This is a genomic window from Runella sp., from assembly GCF_027484545.1.
Lineage (GTDB): Bacteria > Bacteroidota > Bacteroidia > Cytophagales > Spirosomataceae > Runella.
Map to the genome: position 1 here is coordinate 17607 of NZ_JAIXST010000003.1, position 17973 is coordinate 35579.

13 protein-coding genes are annotated in these 17973 nt (G+C 43.0%); 9 read left to right on the forward strand and 4 right to left on the reverse strand.

The genetic code is table 11. The features are described from left to right. Window positions 1-166: 166 nt before the first annotated feature. From fsa to Q0081_RS00225, 4 genes are all read left to right on the forward strand, one after another. Entirely contained in the window at window positions 167-823 is a 657-nt protein-coding gene (gene fsa, locus Q0081_RS00210; protein ID WP_298348043.1) for a fructose-6-phosphate aldolase, read from the forward strand. Between the two features lie 97 nt (window positions 824-920). Next, complete coding sequence (locus Q0081_RS00215; protein WP_298348045.1) at window positions 921-1604, forward strand: cell division ATP-binding protein FtsE; 684 nt, start codon at window positions 921-923, stop codon at window positions 1602-1604. 412 nt (window positions 1605-2016) lie between these two features. Continuing rightward, window positions 2017-3747 carry a DEAD/DEAH box helicase gene (locus Q0081_RS00220; RefSeq protein WP_298348064.1) on the forward strand — a complete coding sequence of 577 codons (1731 nt, stop codon included), beginning with the start codon at window positions 2017-2019 and terminating at the stop codon, window positions 3745-3747. Window positions 3748-3904: 157 nt separating this feature from the next. After that, window positions 3905-5746, forward strand: a complete 1842-nt coding sequence (locus tag Q0081_RS00225; protein WP_298348047.1) for a YgiQ family radical SAM protein — start codon at window positions 3905-3907, stop codon at window positions 5744-5746. Window positions 5747-5803: 57 nt separating this feature from the next. On the opposite strand, the gene Q0081_RS00230 is transcribed toward Q0081_RS00225, so the two are convergent. Next, complete coding sequence (locus Q0081_RS00230; protein WP_298348049.1) at window positions 5804-7672, reverse strand: DUF3857 domain-containing protein; 1869 nt, start codon at window positions 7670-7672, stop codon at window positions 5804-5806. Window positions 7673-7835: 163 nt separating this feature from the next. Between Q0081_RS00230 and Q0081_RS00235 the strand changes: the two genes are divergently transcribed. The 4 genes from Q0081_RS00235 to Q0081_RS00250 all read left to right on the forward strand — a co-directional run bounded on the left by Q0081_RS00235 (window position 7836) and on the right by Q0081_RS00250 (window position 13851). Continuing rightward, entirely contained in the window at window positions 7836-8222 is a 387-nt protein-coding gene (locus Q0081_RS00235; protein ID WP_298348051.1) for a hypothetical protein, read from the forward strand. 80 nt (window positions 8223-8302) lie between these two features. Further along, entirely contained in the window at window positions 8303-9391 is a 1089-nt protein-coding gene (locus Q0081_RS00240; protein ID WP_298348053.1) for an alpha/beta hydrolase, read from the forward strand. 116 nt (window positions 9392-9507) lie between these two features. After that, entirely contained in the window at window positions 9508-11904 is a 2397-nt protein-coding gene (locus tag Q0081_RS00245) for an ELWxxDGT repeat protein (RefSeq protein WP_298348055.1), read from the forward strand. Window positions 11905-11922: 18 nt separating this feature from the next. After that, window positions 11923-13851 (forward strand): hypothetical protein, encoded by a 1929-nt coding sequence (locus tag Q0081_RS00250; protein ID WP_298348057.1) that lies wholly within the window; start codon window positions 11923-11925, stop codon window positions 13849-13851. Between the two features lie 17 nt (window positions 13852-13868). Here the strand turns inward: Q0081_RS00250 and Q0081_RS00255 are convergent, their stop codons facing one another. Together Q0081_RS00255 and Q0081_RS00260 are read right to left on the reverse strand one after the other, a co-directional pair. Next, entirely contained in the window at window positions 13869-14621 is a 753-nt protein-coding gene (locus Q0081_RS00255; protein WP_298348058.1) for a hypothetical protein, read from the reverse strand. A 241-nt stretch (window positions 14622-14862) separates the two neighbouring features. After that, window positions 14863-15927 carry a 6-bladed beta-propeller gene (locus tag Q0081_RS00260; RefSeq protein ID WP_298348065.1) on the reverse strand — a complete coding sequence of 355 codons (1065 nt, stop codon included), beginning with the start codon at window positions 15925-15927 and terminating at the stop codon, window positions 14863-14865. A gap of 153 nt (window positions 15928-16080) precedes the next feature. Between Q0081_RS00260 and Q0081_RS00265 the strand changes: the two genes are divergently transcribed. Further along, on the forward strand, window positions 16081-17388 hold the full coding sequence (locus tag Q0081_RS00265) for a deoxyribodipyrimidine photo-lyase (protein ID WP_298348060.1): 1308 nt from the start codon (window positions 16081-16083) through the stop codon (window positions 17386-17388). A gap of 4 nt (window positions 17389-17392) precedes the next feature. Here Q0081_RS00265 and Q0081_RS00270 read toward each other — a convergent pair. Next, on the reverse strand, window positions 17393-17973 hold a 581-nt coding region (locus Q0081_RS00270), incomplete at its 5' end, for a LytTR family DNA-binding domain-containing protein (RefSeq protein ID WP_298348062.1).

A 17973-nucleotide genomic window follows, 5' to 3' on the forward strand; every position in this document is an offset into this window, starting at 1 on the left:
AAATTTTTATAATACAAATTTTCAATATTAAAATGGATTAGCGTATTACATCTAAAGAGCATTTTAATGCCTTTGTAAATGACTTATTTACACCATTTTTATCTCAAACATTTCACGGAACGAGACCTTTACCTAACTTTGCGACAGATAACTTAAAACGCTCATTATGAAATTTTTCATTGATACTGCCAATCTCAAAGAAATTCAGGAAGCCTATGATTTAGGCGTGTTAGACGGAGTAACGACCAATCCATCGCTGATGGCCAAGGAAGGAATCACGGGCAAAGCCTACGTGATGGCGCATTATAAAGCAATCTGTAATATAGTGGACGGAGATGTGAGTGCGGAAGTTATTTCCACCGATTATGAGGGAATGATCAGAGAAGCCAATGAACTCATCGAAATTGACGATAAAATAGTGGTGAAAGTCCCTATGATTAAAGACGGGATTAAAGCCATTAAAAGCTTGTCTGACCGGGGTATCCGAACCAATTGTACGCTCGTTTTCTCGGCAGGTCAGGCTTTGTTGGCCGCTAAAGCCGGCGCTACGTATGTGTCGCCTTTCATCGGTCGTTTGGATGATATTTCCATGGATGGTATGGAATTGATTGAGCAGATCATTACCATTTATCAGAATTATGGCTTTACTACCGAAGTGTTAGCTGCTTCTGTACGTCACTCTATTCACTTGCTTAAATGTGCTGAATTGGGTGCCGATGTAGTGACCTGCCCGCTCAATGTAATTACATCACTTCTTAAGCATCCCCTAACCGATAGCGGTCTGGAGAAGTTTTTGGCCGATTATAAAAAAGGGAATCAATAAAAATGGGAGTGAGTAGTCAGGAGTGGGTAGCCAGTAATAAAATATAAATTTGCTTCTCACTTCTCACTTCTCACTTCTCACTTCTCACTACTAAATTATGACCGCATTTTCTTCCGAACCCATTATTCAACTTGAAGACGTTGATATTTACCAAAACGGAAATAAGCTTGTTTTGGCAGATGTTAATTTTGAAATCATTAAAGGCGATTTTGTATTTCTGATTGGCCGCACCGGAAGTGGAAAAAGTTCGCTCCTGAAAACACTGTACGGAGATTTATGGCTTGAATCAGGTAAAGGAAAGGCGGTTGGCTATCAACTTGAGAAGCTCAAACGGGCCGATATTCCTTTCCTTCGTCGAAAAATAGGGATTGTATTTCAGGATTTTCAATTGTTTTTTGACCGTAATGTCGAAGAAAATCTGGAATTTGTATTGAAAGCAACCGGTTGGACAGATAAATCAACGATTAAGAATCGTATTTCTGAAGTGCTGATGCAAGTGGGATTGGGAACGTTGCAGAAAAAAATGCCGCATCAGCTTTCGGGAGGAGAACAACAGCGGGTTGTGATTGCCCGAGCCATGTTAAATGAACCTCAAATACTGTTGGCCGATGAACCGACCGGAAATCTGGACCCTGAAGTGGGAGAACAGATTATGCAGGTATTTCAAACCATTAATACGGCCGGTACCGCAATTTTGATGGCTACTCATAATTATGACTTCTTGAAAAAATATCCGGCACGGGTTCTGAAATGCGAAACAGGAAGTGTAAGTGAGGTGTAAGTGATATTAAAAAAATACAAAATTTATCGCGTCTATTGGGAAAAATCGAATATTCTTCTTACTTTTGCAAAAAAAATAACTGCACCGAGCGCTTCGTAACGTCTCTGCGTTTTTTTCTCCTTATGGGGTATTGGACTCCCCGTTTTTGTCTGTTAGAAAATCACGCTTCGAATTATTTGGCACCGGCTCACTGAGATTTCATGAGTGTTCCGTGCATGGGCAATTTTTAAAAATCCTGTTGTTGATCGTAATCCACCGATGGGCCGAGTTACATAACTCGTCGAGTGGAGGTAATCGTCGAATGGTTTTCGCTGGCGAAACCTCATTCGGTGCCAACGCTGTGCTTACCGCGCGAACAATTAACGGGATATTAATAACCGTTTAACTTGTGCGTAAGCACGCAAAAAAATCAATGGAAGTACTTTTTGAATCATTAGAACTTTCGGAAGAAATCCTGAAAGCAGTAACAGAAATGGGTTTTACAAAACCCTCACCCATTCAGGCAGAAGCTATCCCGTCCCTTTTGGAAGGCCGTGATGTATTGGGACAAGCCCAGACAGGAACGGGCAAAACAGCAGCATTCGGCATTCCTGCGCTTGAAAAAGTAGATATTTCGGATAAGCGTACACAGGTATTGATGCTTTGTCCTACCCGTGAGCTGGCTGTGCAGGTAACTGAAGAGTTGCGTCGTATTGCCAAATACAAAAAAGGGTTAAAATTAGAAACCGTTTATGGTGGAGATTCGATTGAGCGTCAGATTCGTTCCTTGAAAATCGGAGCTCAAATCGTAGTAGGTACACCCGGTCGTGTCATGGATTTGATTGAGCGTAAGGCGCTTAAATTGGATTTTGTCAATTATGTAGTGTTGGACGAAGCCGACGAAATGCTTGATATGGGCTTCCGGGAAGATATTGACACTATTCTGGAGAGCGTTCCTGATAATCGCCAAACGGTATTGTTTTCGGCAACTATGTCGAAGCCTATCATGGCCATAGCTCAAAAATTCCAGGAAGATCCGGTGATGATTAAAATCACGCGGAAGGAAGTAACCAACGAAAATATTGAGCAAACTTATTTTGAAGTAAAACAACGCGCCAAAATTGAAGTAACCTGCCGTTTGTTGGATGCGTATGATTTGAAACAGGTCATTATTTTCTGTAATACCAAACGTAAAGTGGATGAAGTAACCGAAGAACTTTCGGCGAAAGGATATTCAGTGGAGAGTTTGCACGGTGATTTGCGTCAAACGCAACGGAATCAGGTAATGGCGAAATTCCGTTCGGCAGCAGCCAATATCTTGGTAGCTACTGACGTAGCCGCTCGTGGTATTGACGTGTCGGGTATTGATGCGGTTATTAACTTCGATTTACCTTTGGACGAAGAGTATTACGTTCACCGTATTGGTCGTACAGGTCGGGCGGGTTTAACTGGTAAAGCATTGACGTTGGTAGCTAAAGATGAAAAATTTCGTTTGCGTCAAATCGAAACCTATACTAAGGTGAAAATTGACAAAGGAGTTATTCCAACTTTTGAAGATATCGTAGGTGTGCGTAAAGCTCGTTTTATTGCGCAGGTAGAAGAAGCCGTTTCATCAGGCGATTTGGATTTGTATGAAGACATGTTGGGTATGTTGCACCATACGACTGGTTTCACTACGGAACAAATTGTAGCAGCATTGGTTAAAATCAACATGGGCCTTCAGAAAAGCGAATTTGCCGATCACGATTTGGCATGGGATGCGGATCGTCGTCCGGCAGAGAGAGGTTTTGAAAAACGTGGTAGATTTGAAGACCGCGGTGGCAGAGGCGATGAGCGCAGTTCAGGAAGATTTGGTGACAGAGGAGGCGATAGAGGTCCGAGTCGTGAGAGTCGTGAACGTGACGGAGATCGTCCTAAACGCAACGATCCTGGTATGGTACGTTTATTTGTGAGTGTAGGTCGTAAAGACCGCGTTCAACCGCGTGACATCGTAGGTGCCATCGCTGGTGAAGCAGGTATTCCGGGTCGGGTAATTGGTTCAATCGACATTTTCGATGCCTATTCGTTTGTGGATGTACCGGAACGCGATGCTCGTAAAGTGGTAGAAGCTATGACGGGTAATACCATTAAAGGTAAAACAGTCAATATCGAAGTAGCACGATAGTTAGCAGTTTACAATATGCAGTTCACAGTTTACAGTATGTTATGTATTGTAGATTGTGAACTGTTTTAGTTGCGGGGTAATTAAAACTATTTCAGCTTATTTTTGGTTTAAGATTACCATTTATCAATTCCATTTCGCAAGACAAAATACATGTATCATGATAGAAAGACCCATCACTGACTGGTTACCACTTACCAAAAAAGAGGTTGAAAAAAGAGGTTGGGACGAAGTGGATGTTGTGCTGATTTCTGGTGATGCTTACGTCGATCATCCTGCTTTCGGAACTGCCGTCATTGGCAGAATCATGGAAAGTGAAGGGTTTCGGGTAGCGATTGTAGCTCAGCCCAACTGGAAAGACGATTTACGGGATTTTAAGAAATTCGGTAAGCCCAAGTATTTCTTCGGCGTTACGGCAGGTTGCATGGATTCCATGGTGAATCATTATACCGCTAATAAGCGCCTGCGCTCCAATGATTCGTACACACCAGGCGGAGAAGCGGGTTTTCGACCTGATTATGCGACCACTGTTTATACCAATATCTTAAAAGACGTATACCCTGATGTGCCCGTATTGATTGGGGGAATTGAAGCTTCGCTTCGACGCGTAACACATTATGACTATTGGCAGGATAAATTGATGCCAACTATTTTGGCTGACTCCAAAGCTGACCTTTTGGTCTATGGTATGGGAGAACAGCCCTTGCGTGAAATGCTGAAACGGTTGAAAAACGGAGAGGATTTTTCGTCGTTGCACGACATTAATCAAGTAGCTTATTTGCAGAGTAACGCCACTGAACTTTCCAATCATAAAAACTGGGAAACGGTAGAGTTGTCGAGCCATGAGGTGTGTTTGGAAGATAAAATCAAGTACGCTGCCAATTTCAAAATCGTAGAAGTAGAGTCCAATAAGTGGCAGGCCAATCGAATCATTCAGAAGGTGGGTGAGCAAACCTTGGTTATCAATCCACCTTTCAAAATCATGGATGAACAGGAAATTGACGCCTCCTTTGATTTGCCTTATACGCGTTTGCCGCATCCCAAATACAAAAATCGCGGTACGATTCCTGCCTATGAAATGATCAAGTTTTCCATTAACATGCACCGAGGCTGTTTTGGCGGTTGCAGTTTTTGTACAATTTCGGCGCATCAGGGTAAGTTTATCGCTTCGCGTAGTGAGAAGTCTATCATGAAGGAAGTGGAAGAAGTAACAAAACACCCTGAATTCAAAGGCTATATTTCTGACTTGGGCGGTCCTTCGGCCAATATGTATCGCATGAAGGGGAAAGATGAAGCTATTTGTGCGCGTTGTACCAGCCCAAGTTGTATTCATCCGGTGATTTGTTCCAACTTAGATACTTCGCACAAGCCCATTACGGAGATTTATCGAAAAGTAGATGAACATCCCAAAGTCAAAAAGGCGTTTGTCGGTTCGGGAATTCGGTATGATTTGTTAGTGGATGATTTTAATAAGAACAACAAAGACAACAATCACGATGAGTACATGGAGCAGTTGATTACGCGCCACGTATCGGGACGATTGAAAGTAGCTCCCGAACACACTTCCGATGATACGTTGCGGGTGATGCGTAAGCCATCGTTTAAATATTTCAAGCTTTTCAAAGAGAAATACGATAAAATTTCGGATAAGCATAATCTGAATCAGCCGCTGATTCCTTACTTTATTTCGTCTCATCCAGGCTGTGAAGAAGCTGATATGGCCAATTTGGCAGCAGAGACCAAGGATTTAGGCTTTCGGTTGGAGCAAGTGCAGGATTTTACACCTACCCCCATGACGGTAGCGGAGGTAATTTATTATTCCGGGGTTCATCCTTACACGTTGAAGCCTATTTATACGGCCAAAACAAAGGAAGAAAAACAGAATCAGAATCGCTTTTTCTTTTGGTACAAACCTGAATTCAGGGATTTGATACGGAGCCGCCTGAATAAACTCAAACGCCCTGACTTGGCAGATAGATTACTGGCAAAAAAGAAAAAATAACCCAGAGTTCGCGATTTATCAAGAGTGATGATAAATCGCGAACTTCCTATTTTTCTGTTATTTCTTTTTCAACGAAATCACCTCGCTATAGGCTTCACTAAGTGCAGCTACCATTTTGTTCCATTCAGGAAAACTGGATTTTTTAACCAACAAAGTATTTAAAGTCAAGTGACTGCGGACAATGATTTGTCCGTTTTTTTGTTCGTAACTCAACTTAAATCCAAAATCAGGATTTGTAAAAGAAGCATTGGTCGGTAAGTTGGTTACCTCATAACCGGCTGGAATCGGCAAAATAGTAATATCTTCTTCGCTGTGCGCAAACTCATGCTTCCAATCGTTTTTACGACTGCTTTCCTGGCGTTTATCAGCCCATGGGCGCGTTAGGTGGGGATTGATAAACAACTCTCCGGCGGCTTCCTGAACATAATCCGGCACTTTGAACGCATAGTCAAACCGGACGGGTACGTCACGCTGATTGGTGCCCGATACAGTTTTTTGTTCCAATGTCGATTTGTTGGAGCCGCGGCTGAGAAGTCCTTTATAATATTCTTCACGTTGAGGTTCTGAGCGATACTGTACGGCTGATTTTATGGATGTTTTCCACAACCCTTTAAAGGTCAATGTCCCTTTGCCTTTCAGAGTTTTTCCGTCCAGAGAGAGCACAATGGAATCTCGTTTGAAATTTTGAGAAGCAGGAACAATAGGCACCGGAACAATTTCATACTTGTCTTCGGAGGTCATTATCATCGCTTCTTTCCCTTGAATGTGTGAAGTAGGCAACCCAAAATCAATGCGGTCGTCGGTCGCATCCAGAAATTGCCACTGTCCGTTGCGTTTGATGGCCGCAATCATGTGATTATCCACACTCATGGAAGGGTTTTCTACATAGCGATAAGGAATGTCTCGCGTTCCAATCCAAACTAAGTGTGCCGGGATGCCTGCCAAATTGAGCATGGTAGAAGTTAAACTTGCCATGTCTTTGCAGTCGCCGTAGCGTTTTAAGCATACATCTGCTGCCTGTCGAGGCACAAAACCGCCTAATCCTTCTTCAAAAGCAATGTACTTGACATTGTCCTGTACCCAATAGTAAATAGACCTGATTTTTTCCACTTCCGTTTTTCCACGGGTCAGAGAGTCGGTCAGGGCTTGCAAGTGAGCGTTGGGTTTTTTATTAAGGTCTTTGACTAAACTTTTATAGTAATTAAACAGTTTTTGAACATCTCCTAACACCTCAGTCGTTTTTCCATCTACCGTGTAACTTTCGATAAACAGCAGCACTTGCGGGACATAATGGCGCAGGGAAGGTGATTCGGTTTCGAGTGGTGATGCTTTCAGGTTTTGAGCTTTCCAAGCGTAGGTTGTTTTACCGTTTTGAGTAGTTTGCTTGAAAATGATTCCTTTCATGTCTCCGTATGTTTTATAAGAAACTTTGACGGAAGTAGGAAAAGTAACGGAAAAATCGCTGTTCAGAACAGGAACATAGTTGCCAAATACAAACCCGGAAAGCATGTAAGGATTCTTGATGCGTTCTTTATAGGATACCGTTCCAATTCCTCCCTGTTTAGCACCAGGAAACGTAAATTTTTTGACCTGCATATCGTCAAAGAATATTCCTCCGCCCGGACTGGGACGTTCCGTCTTGAAATCTGTAACGACTGTTCGCTTGAAGCCTGCTTTTTCGGGAACGTAAGAAATAGCTTCCAAGTCTTTGATTTCCTGAAAAGCATCGGAAAAGTAAATGCGTTCATCGGCCCATACACTGGCACGTTCGTCCAAAAACACCCGATCTTCCTGATGAAGCACATCAATTTGCAAAGTCCCGTTAACTATTTCTACGTTGACCTGTTCAGACCGATTCACATAGGCCATTTCGTCATTGGGGAACTTGGCTTTCAACTGAGCTACATTGACTTTGGGTTGCGCCAAAACGAGGCTAAAGGGTAAAGAAAAAAGTGAAAAGAAAAGGCAGAGAAATATTCTATGATTCAACAACTTAAATTGCATAACAAAATCATGATTAATGTGGCTTATAAATAACGGAAGGTATCGGAGAAAAGTTTTATTTTGCAAATCTTAAACTAGACAGGTCATGTCGCAGAAAACCGATGATTTAACACAAATGGCAACAGAGGGGATTGAGAACTATCTCAAGATGCCCAACTTGTTGCGGGATTTGCTTCTTCAATTACTAAAAGATTTTCAAACGGCACAAATACCGTTAGCTTTAAATCCGGAAGAGAATTATTCTTTTGAGGGAATTTGTGGATTCATTGAATCAGTACTTGAAGAACACATAAAAAAGGCAGGAACTCTGAAAAACCTGCTTATTCGGGTAGATTTGACTGAAAAACAAATAAAAAAGAATATTCCCAGTGCCTTATATTCTAATCTAGGACTTTTAACTGAATTGATTATTAAACGTGAGCTTCAAAAAGTGGTGATTCGGTATTGGTACCGACAATCTTCAAATAAATAAGTTACGTATAGACTTTTTAAGTTTTTTTGAAACATTCGTATCTTTGTACGTGTTAACCTGACACAATTAACCTGTGAGGAATGAGTAATCGTTATGCGTCTTTGGCGCTTGAATTGACTACACCAGTCGATGATGAGCGGCCTGTGTTTATTTCTGGCAATTTTTGTGAGTGGTATCCTGATATTGAGCGTTTTCGGATGCAAAAAATTGAGATCGGTAAATACCATTTTCAATTCCCTTCTGATTTTTTGTTTGAACAACCTCTTGAATACAAATATACGCGCGGCGGTTGGGATCAAGTGGAGTTAGACGCTTTTGGGGAAACCCCTCAGAATCGGAAAATTCGCACGAGAAGCATTATGCAACGGGATTTTGTGCCGCATTGGCGCAAAAATGGCCAAGTGTTTGATGCCAAATTTGCACCAACAATTGAAACCGTTTCAGAAGCGTTTGAAATTCCTCAACTAAATCGGAAACGTCGAATACAGATTTTATTGCCTTACGATTATCATACTTCAACCAAATCGTATCCTGTATTGTATTTACAAGATGGTCAAAACCTCTTCGGCGATGGGTCGGTGTATGGCAATTGGGAGATTGATAAAAAAATGGCAATCCTGGCTGGGCAGGGAAAAGGAGATATTATCATTGTGGCTATTGACCATGCTGATGAAGACCGATTGCATGAATTTGCCCCTTATACCCATCCTAAATTTGGAAAAGGTTCCGGTAAAAAGTATGCCAACTTTATTGTCAGAACATTAAAACCTTATATTGATAAAAATTACCGTACTCGCCCCGAACGTCAGTTTACGGGAATCGGCGGGAGTTCGATGGGAGGGCTTATCAGTATTTATGCAGGTCTGATGTACCCCGAGACTCTTGGTCGGTTATTGGTTTTTTCACCTTCACTTTGGGTTTCTGATAAGATTTATTTTGACTCCATAGAATTCTTTAACCCGCTAGAAACCAAGGTGTATATGTACGCAGGTGGGAAAGAAGGCCGATATATGGTACCCAGCGTGAAACGCCTTAAAGAGGCAGTTGAGCGCCAGGGTTGGTCGCCGAGCCGCTTACAGTTTAAACTTTCAGTTGACCCTAAAGGTGAGCATACAGAAGTACGTTGGGGAAAGGAATTTCCCCGGGCTGTAGAATGGCTGTTTGGATGAAATCCCCTGCTTCTTAGGCATTTTGGCACTTTTTTTGTTGTATAAGAATTGACTTTACCCATTTCTTAGTGAAAAAGGGGTATCGCTTTTCTTGATACACAGAAAACTCGGTGCTAGTGGAACAACTTTTCCGTACATTTTTTATTGGCCTATTCTCCCTGAATACAGGACGGAAAGCTCATGCTCAGTCAGTTGTCGCCTGTTTTTTATTCTTCATTTCATTTTTAGCTATTTCTGCTGCAAAGGCGCAATTTCCGCTCCTTTTAGAAGATATTAATGTCCAAGCCGATCCCGCAGGTCTATTGACCACTTCATCAGGGAGCGATCCTCGGTTTTTGACCAATCATAACGGAGTTTTATATTTTACGGCAAAACAGAACGGGACGACAGTTGGCCTTTGGAAATCAACGGGAAAATCAGCGGGAACAGTTAAAATTGCAGATTTGCCGGGAACGGCTTACGGATTAACAAGTGCGGGCAATTTGCTGTATTTCACTGCTGACCAGTCTAGTTATGGTTTTGAACTATGGAAATCGGACGGAACTGCGGCAGGAACTGTTCGTGTCAAAGATATTTATCCGGGTAGCGTTGGAAGTGCGCCCGGTGGGCTTACCAACGTCAATGGAACGCTGTATTTTGTAGCTACAGACGCCACTCGCGGCAGTGAACTGTGGAAATCAAATGGGACGGATGCCGGAACAGTCATAGTTAAAGACATTATCGTGGGGACGGCGGAAAGTAATCCGCAAAATCTTACCAACATTAACGGAACACTGTATTTTGTTGCCAACGATGGTACCAACGGCTATGAACTTTGGAAATCTAACGGGACAGCGGCGGGAACAGTACTTGTGAAGGACATTAACTCAGGGCCGGCAAGCAGTTCTCCACAATCACTGACCAACATGAATGGCGTACTTTATTTTACGGCAGATAATGGCGTCAATGGATATGAACTTTGGAAATCGGATGGGACGACGAACGGTACTGTATTAGTGAGAGATATTTGGTCAGGAAGTTTTAATTCAATGCCTCATTTTTTGACGAACGTAAATGGGATACTGTATTTTTCAGCAAACGACGGCGTAAGGGGTATTGAACTTTGGAAATCAACCGGTGTCGCTGCGGGAACCTCATTGGTTGCCGAAACACAGATCGGCAGCGCAAGCGGAGACCCGCGTTTTTTGAAAAATATAAAAGGTACCTTATACTTTTCAGCTACCAATGGAATAACGGGGCAGGAGCTCTGGAAATCAGACGGAACGGTGGCAGGGACAGTAATGGTAAAAAATATTCGTCCCGGAGGGGAAGGCTCCAACAGTGCTCCATTTATGTTCAATGACCTAAAAGGAAATGTCTATTTCGTGGCAAATGATGGTACAAGCGGGCAGGAACTTTGGAAATCGGACGGAAAAGAGACGGGTACAACCCCTGTGCTTGAACTTAAAGCAGGCGGAGACGGAAGTGCCATCAGCAATATGATTTCGGTAGTGGATACGATTTATTTCACGGCTGACGACGGCAAAAAAGGGGCTGAAATTTGGAAATTGGAGTCGTGTTTACCTCTAAAAGTCCCATCAGATACAACCATTTGCCATACCGGGCCTATTTCACTTCCCCTGATGGTTGCCAATTACAGCAGTTTTGTAAATCCAATTTGGAGGAAAGGCAGCTTTGACGGGCCTATTCTATCTACCCCAACCAATGTAATTCTGGACGCCACTAAAACAGATTTTTACGTAACTGCCCAGTTAAGTACCGGATGTATAAGTTCGGCTCAACTAACGGTACGGACTATTTCTCTTCCTGAAAGTGTAGGAAGCATTCGGGTTTTATTGGAAGGGGCTTATCGGTATGGCATTGGAACAATGACAACTAAATTAAATGAGCAGGGACTTTTGCCGGGACAAACTCCTACGAGTCCATTGGGATTAAAAACTCCTTCCAAACAGCCTTACTCTGGCTTCCCGTGGTATTATAATGGCAACGAAGCCATAAGTACTTATGAATCAAATATTACGGATTGGGTGTTAGTATCACTCCGAACTGACCGGGCTGACCCCGTAACTACCGTCTTTAAAGCGGCGGCACAATTACAGAGCGACGGGGTTTCCGTCGTTACGGGCTGCCCGAGCCGTTTGAGGGAATTTACGAACTATTATGTCGCTGTAGAGCATCGAAATCATGTTGGAATCGTTTCATCTACTCCTACCTTGTTTATCAATGGAGGTTTCTTTTATGATTTCACCATTAATCAGTCCTACATTCCGTCCAATATGCCAGCAATTGGTCAGAAAGTTACTGAAAATCGCTATATGATGTATGCGGGAGACTTTCAAAAAGTTACGACTGGAAATGAAGTAAATGCCAATGATATTTCGGTTTGGCAACGCGATAATGGGCTGTTTGCCCGCTATTTGTCAAGTGATGCCAACATGGATGGTGAAGTGAACGCACTGGATAAGATTCTTTGGGCCGTAAACAATGGGTTATTTTCGGGAGTGAGATTCTGATGTTGAAAGGATAAAAAGATGAAGAACAAACTTTATATCGTTCTATTGATACAACTGTTGGCAGGAGCTTTGTTTGCACAAGGCATTCCCGATGTGGTAGTATACGAACCTGATGAGGGTGGCTATCCTCAAGGTTATACACCGGCGTTTAAGTTGGGGATATTTGATTTGTCGAGTACTGCTTCTAACGAACCTTTTCGACATTTACTCAAGTTGTTTGAACCCCAAAAAGTGGTCTGGGACGACATTACTGATTTTAGAGATTTCGGCTTTAAGGCATTTTTTGGTGGGACAGGCGAAGGAAAACCCAAAGAAAATCGCTATTCAGATATTAATGAGGGTGCATTTAGAGATGCCTTTACGGTGGACGGAGAGTCGTTTGGAAAAAATCCTATTTATTCCCCCGACCCTAATCGAACATTATCTGCTCAGGGTCAGCGATTCAGGTGTTTCAATGCTCCTTTTTTATCAGTTACCATTGACAACGTAGATGAAGCTGGTAAATGGAATCCGTTTTTACTCACTCCCCATGAATTAGACCGGCGTGGAAAATACGCGGGAGATTCCCGCATGGGTTTTTTACGTTGGGATATCGAAACTTTTTCCAATGCTGAATGGCTATCAATTCTTCGAGGCAGGCAGGTATGGGAAAACGGTAAGTATCGTCATTATTTAAACGGTGGGACCGACCCTAATTTTAAAAATTTAGATGATGAACAATTTTTTAATTATGTGCAGCATCGTTGGAGTTATGTATTTACGGAGTTGTTTTACAAAACAAAGTTGTACAGTAAAAATGCGAAACTGTGGCAATATGGGGCGGGCCCCATCAACCAGATGGACCCCTTTATTTTTCAGCAATTTGATGACAACGGTAATATAAATTCCAATTGGGGGGTACCCAATAACCCAATTTGGAAACTCCGTAATAACATTAATAATCGGGCGGTCAATGAAGAATTGAACTACATGGAAAGCTGGGATTTTGTGCAGCAATTTGCCATGTGGGCTATTTTAAAGTATGATTCAGAAAACAATTATTGGGGCAATACTGACATTATCCGCTTGAAAAATACCCCTAAAACCAACGTCACTACGGGTCCGCCGACGCGTTATCATGTGGTGGATATTGGTGCTGATGCAGCTACTGGCAATCGTCGCGCTCGGATTACTCTCCATGCACAGGATGGAAGCCTTCGGTTGGCTGACCGTGAATATCGCGTTACTTTCCAACATTGGCGGGGTTTTGCCGAAGTTACGTTCCCTGTGGGTACGCATACGATTGAGTTGACCACCAGTTCACCCGAACTTGTTTGGCAAACCGATGATCACTTTTTATTACTGATTTGGAGTACGATTTATTGTGCTCGTTATCATGAACCTACCAAATTAGGTTTTATCAACTGGGAGCCGACGCCACGTACCTACAATTACAGTCCTTATTCGTTAGCGACAACGGATATTTTTGAACAGCGAATCTATGATGCGATTGTTGGCTTTACCAATTTACAGAATTATGGTGTAGTCAATTGGGAGGCCAATACGATTGGGAAAGTCAATACGATGGTGCGGGAAAGCATTATTTTGGCTCAGAAGAAAATAGCCCCTTACAAAACACATATTGAAAACCAGACCTTGATTTTTACGGATGTAAGTACCGACGGAGGGCAAACATGGATTACGGGAGGCTACCCTCAAACCCCTTTTGAGGCTCACTATAATGGCTGGTGGATGGGAGGGTTTTTTCAAAACAACCAGTCGTATCCGATGGTTTTTGGCTCGTATAATGCGCAGCAGCAGACATTTTTGTTTACGCATCTGGCAGGAAAATTACCTGCGGGTACCCTCAACTACAAAGTAAGAGTGAAAGTCCCTAATTCTTCGGCAACTTATACCTTTGATTTATCGTCGACCCGAAATTTGGCGTATTCGCTGTTTAAAATCTAAGAGAAAATCAGATTGTCCTACTTCAACAAAACAGCATTAATGGCTTTCCAGTCTATCTGTTTCACAATTTGGCGGGCGAGTTCGAAAGGTGCGGTGATAGTTACTACTACGTTTTCAACCAAATTTCCTCCTTTTTTGAAATGAGGCTGATAGCGGGTATCTTGTCCTCTTTGAACGGGTTTGGTATTCCAACCGCCCAGTAAAACTACTGTTTCCTGACGGCCAACCGCTCCTTCAAGATCAGGCTTGAGACGCACTTCCAAGGCCAATGGAGCACCTGTTACGGGAATGGTTTGGGAGTTTTCAATGATACGGGCACTTTCGGTGTCTTGCAGGCGGTAGTTACCCAAATTCATCTCTACACTTACAGAATAGGTATCATTGGAGCGTTGGGCAATAGCGTTGGGATTTTCGCGATACATAGTATCACGCGGAACATAGAGGGAAGTTTGTGGTTTGTTGACTGATTTTGAAGTATCCGTTTCGGCTTTTCGGGCGGCGGTTACGTCAGCACGTTCCATCAAAAGGTCGTACCGATCGCTGCACAAGTGAACAAATCCACCCCATTCTGAAGTAACTTCTAAGCTGCCCATGGAGTGTTTTTCGTCAAATACTTTCCAATTGCCTTCGGGAGTTTTAGCCGTGAATTGCCGTTGAAGTTCCTTGACAACTCGCTCGTACGCTTGGTTTTCTGTTTCCGTAGCGGGGCGACATTGTGCCTGTATTCCCAATGTAAGGGTGATAAATAGTGCAGTCAGGATGAATTTCATAGCAGTACTGGTTTTCTTACCTGTGTTGAGTAGGGTATTTTGATAATTTGAAGAGCCTCAACGTAAATTTAACGTAAAAAAATCATGCTAATCCATTTTTGTAGAACTATTTCCCCAAAATCTATTTAATGGCTCGTTAGCCTGATTGTCCCATACTGTCAATGTAATTGTACTGAAAATCAGAAATTTCAGTACAATTACATTGATGAGATTGTACAAACTCCTATAGGCTTTGCTCCACTTACACCCTTGCTAACTTCACTGGATAAGTCTGTTTGGCATTCCATTGGCAGATATAGATGTTTTCGTCATTGTCAATGCACACGTCATGGCAGTGCATCAGAATGCCGTCAACAGTTGGTTTGTCCTGAACCATCAGCTGAAGCTGGCCATTGCGGTATTCGGGTTTTGTTCCGCCAGGATTGGAAACTACTTTGTCGTTTTTGTCCAAAATCGTTACAAAACCAGAATTGTTGGTTTGATTCAAATAGCGTAAACGCGACCAACACACCCCGGCAAATAAATGGTCGCCGTGAATGACAGGGCGGCACACAAAGGCTCCGGGCAAGAAGATAGTCGAAAGGTATTTGCCGTCTAAGGTAAAGCGTTTGAAGGCGTTATGGACGCGCGAAGTAATAAGCAGCGTTGGATTGGCTTTATTGCGATAGTCAACCGTGATGCCGTGTGCCGTAGCGAATTGCTCATCTCCATCACCGGGACCGCCGAACTTACGGATAAACTCTCCTTTGGAAGTATATTGTAAAATCCACTGTGAACCATATCCATCGGCTACGTAAATGTCACCGTTGGGTCCAATGGCAGTTTCGGTGGGAAGAAACTTGTCTTCGGGTTTGTAAGCACCTACTTTTGATGGATGTTCAATGGTATAAAGCGGCTTGCCGTTGATGTCGGTTTTGGTTACTTTACCTGAATTAGGGTCACAGATAAACAAAAACTCTTCTCCGTTGGCATTCCAAAGTGTCAGACCGTGTCCACCCGGATATTCGTGTCCCCAACTGTTCAGAAGTTTACCCGATTTGTCATACACCAAAATATTGTTTTTGGTTTCGTCCGTTACCATGATCAGCCGCCCTTTGCTGTCCATCACCATTTCGTGACAGTTTTTGACGGGAAATTGGGAAGCATCCAGCTTGCCCCAATTGGCCTGAATTTTATAACGGTGCGAGCCGTGACCAATGATGTCGCCATCGGCAGGCTGAGCTTTAACGGAAGTGATAATGGAGGGCGCAAGCAAGGTAGCAGCGGCAGTTTTGACGAAATCGCGGCGTGAGTTGGAAAGATTCATGGTTTTGGAAATGACGTTTTTACCAATAAGCATCAGACCCTCTTTTTTTACTTCTAAATCTTGGGCACCCTTTCGTGTTTCCTTCAGACAGGGTCTGTTTTGAAACATTCTTTCCATCGGCGCAGTTTTCTAAAAACAGATTACGTTGTTTTTATGAATCAACCGATTACACTTTTTTGGTATCGCCGCGATTTGCGTTTACACGATAACGCAGGCCTATATCACGCCCTCAGATCAGGCAATCCTGTTTTGCCTATTTTTATTTTTGATTCAGAAATCTTAGACCAACTTGATGATAAACGAGACCGCCGCGTAGAGTTTATTCACCAAGCCATGGGTGAGTTACAGACGAAGTTGGTGGAAATGGGCAGCACAATTGCTGTTAACTACGGAAAACCGCTTGACATTTGGCAACAACTCACGGAAAAATTTGAGATTGCAGAAGTACATACCAACCACGATTATGAACCCTACGCTATTGTCCGTGACAAGACAATTGGAGAATTTCTCAATTCAAAAGGCATTGCTTTTTACACGCACAAAGACCAGTGCATTTTTGAGAAAAGCGAAGTGCTGAGCGGCGCAGGTACACCCTATACCGTTTTTACGCCCTACAGCCGTAAATGGAAAGAAAAGGTAAATGAATTTTACCTGCGTTCTTATCCGACTGAGGCTTATTTCGATGCCTTTTTGAAAACACAACCCTCAGAGATTATTTCGCTCGAAAGCATGGGATTTGAAGCGATGGGGCAACCGTTTCCGTCGAAGGAAGTACGGAAAGAACTTCTGGAAAACTACAAAGAGCGACGCGATATTCCATCCATTCCCGGTACATCTCGGTTGAGTGTTCATTTACGTTTTGGGACGATTTCGATTCGTGAATTGGTTCGTGAAGCTCAAAAGCTAAACGAAACGTTTTTGAATGAGCTGATTTGGCGGGATTTTTACATGCAAATCCTCTGGCATTGTCCGCACATAGGTCAGGGCAAAGCCTTTCGAGCCGATTATGATAAAATTGAATGGCGGCATGACGAGGCGCAGTTTCAGGCGTGGTGTGAAGGGCGAACGGGTTATCCGATTGTGGATGCAGGAATGCGAGAATTAAATGCTACGGGCTTTATGCACAACCGCGTCCGAATGATTGTGGCGAGTTTTTTAACCAAACATTTGCTCATTGACTGGCGTTGGGGAGAAGCTTATTTTGCCCAAAAATTGCTAGATTTTGACTTGTCGGCCAACAACGGCGGTTGGCAGTGGGCATCAGGGTCGGGAACAGATGCCGCGCCTTATTTTCGGATTTTTAACCCTACTTCTCAAACCCAAAAATTTGACCCCCAACTCATTTATATTAAGAAATGGGTCCCTGAAGTCAGCCATTTTGGCTACCTGGAACCTATTGTAGATCATGCTTTTGCGCGGGAACGGTGTTTGAAGGTGTATCAGAAGGCGTTGAAGGGATAGGTTTTTACCTCAATAGCCGTTCTTCTAATTCTGCTTTGTAACTGCCTGCCAGCGGAATGGTCACATTACCAACGGTCACTTGATGGCGTTCCATTTTCTGAATCGCTTTCAATGCCACTAAATACGATTTATGCACCCGCAAAAATTGAGCAGCCGGTAGTTGGGTCAACATCTCGTTAAGCGTCATTCGGGTTGTAATTTTGCGAGAACGTTCGTAGATAAACAGCAGATTGGAGTCTGACTGAATATAAAGAATTTCGTCAAGGTTGACCCGGACCCAATCATAGCCATCTTTTACAAAAATACTTGACGGCTCGCCTGCTTTCTTGGGAAGTTGTCCCAACGCCCGATTGCAGGCTTGTAAAAAACGTCCAAATTCCACTGGTTTGAGCAGATAATCAAGTGCTTGTAACGCAAAACCTTCCACGGCGTAGTCGGGATATGCGGTCACAAAAACGATATGTGTTTGGGTAGTTTTGATTAATCGCGCAAAATCTGTTCCGAGCATATCGGGCATTTGAACATCCAGAAATAATACATCAACCACATTCCGGCTTAGGAACGCCAAGGCTTCGGCGGTACTTA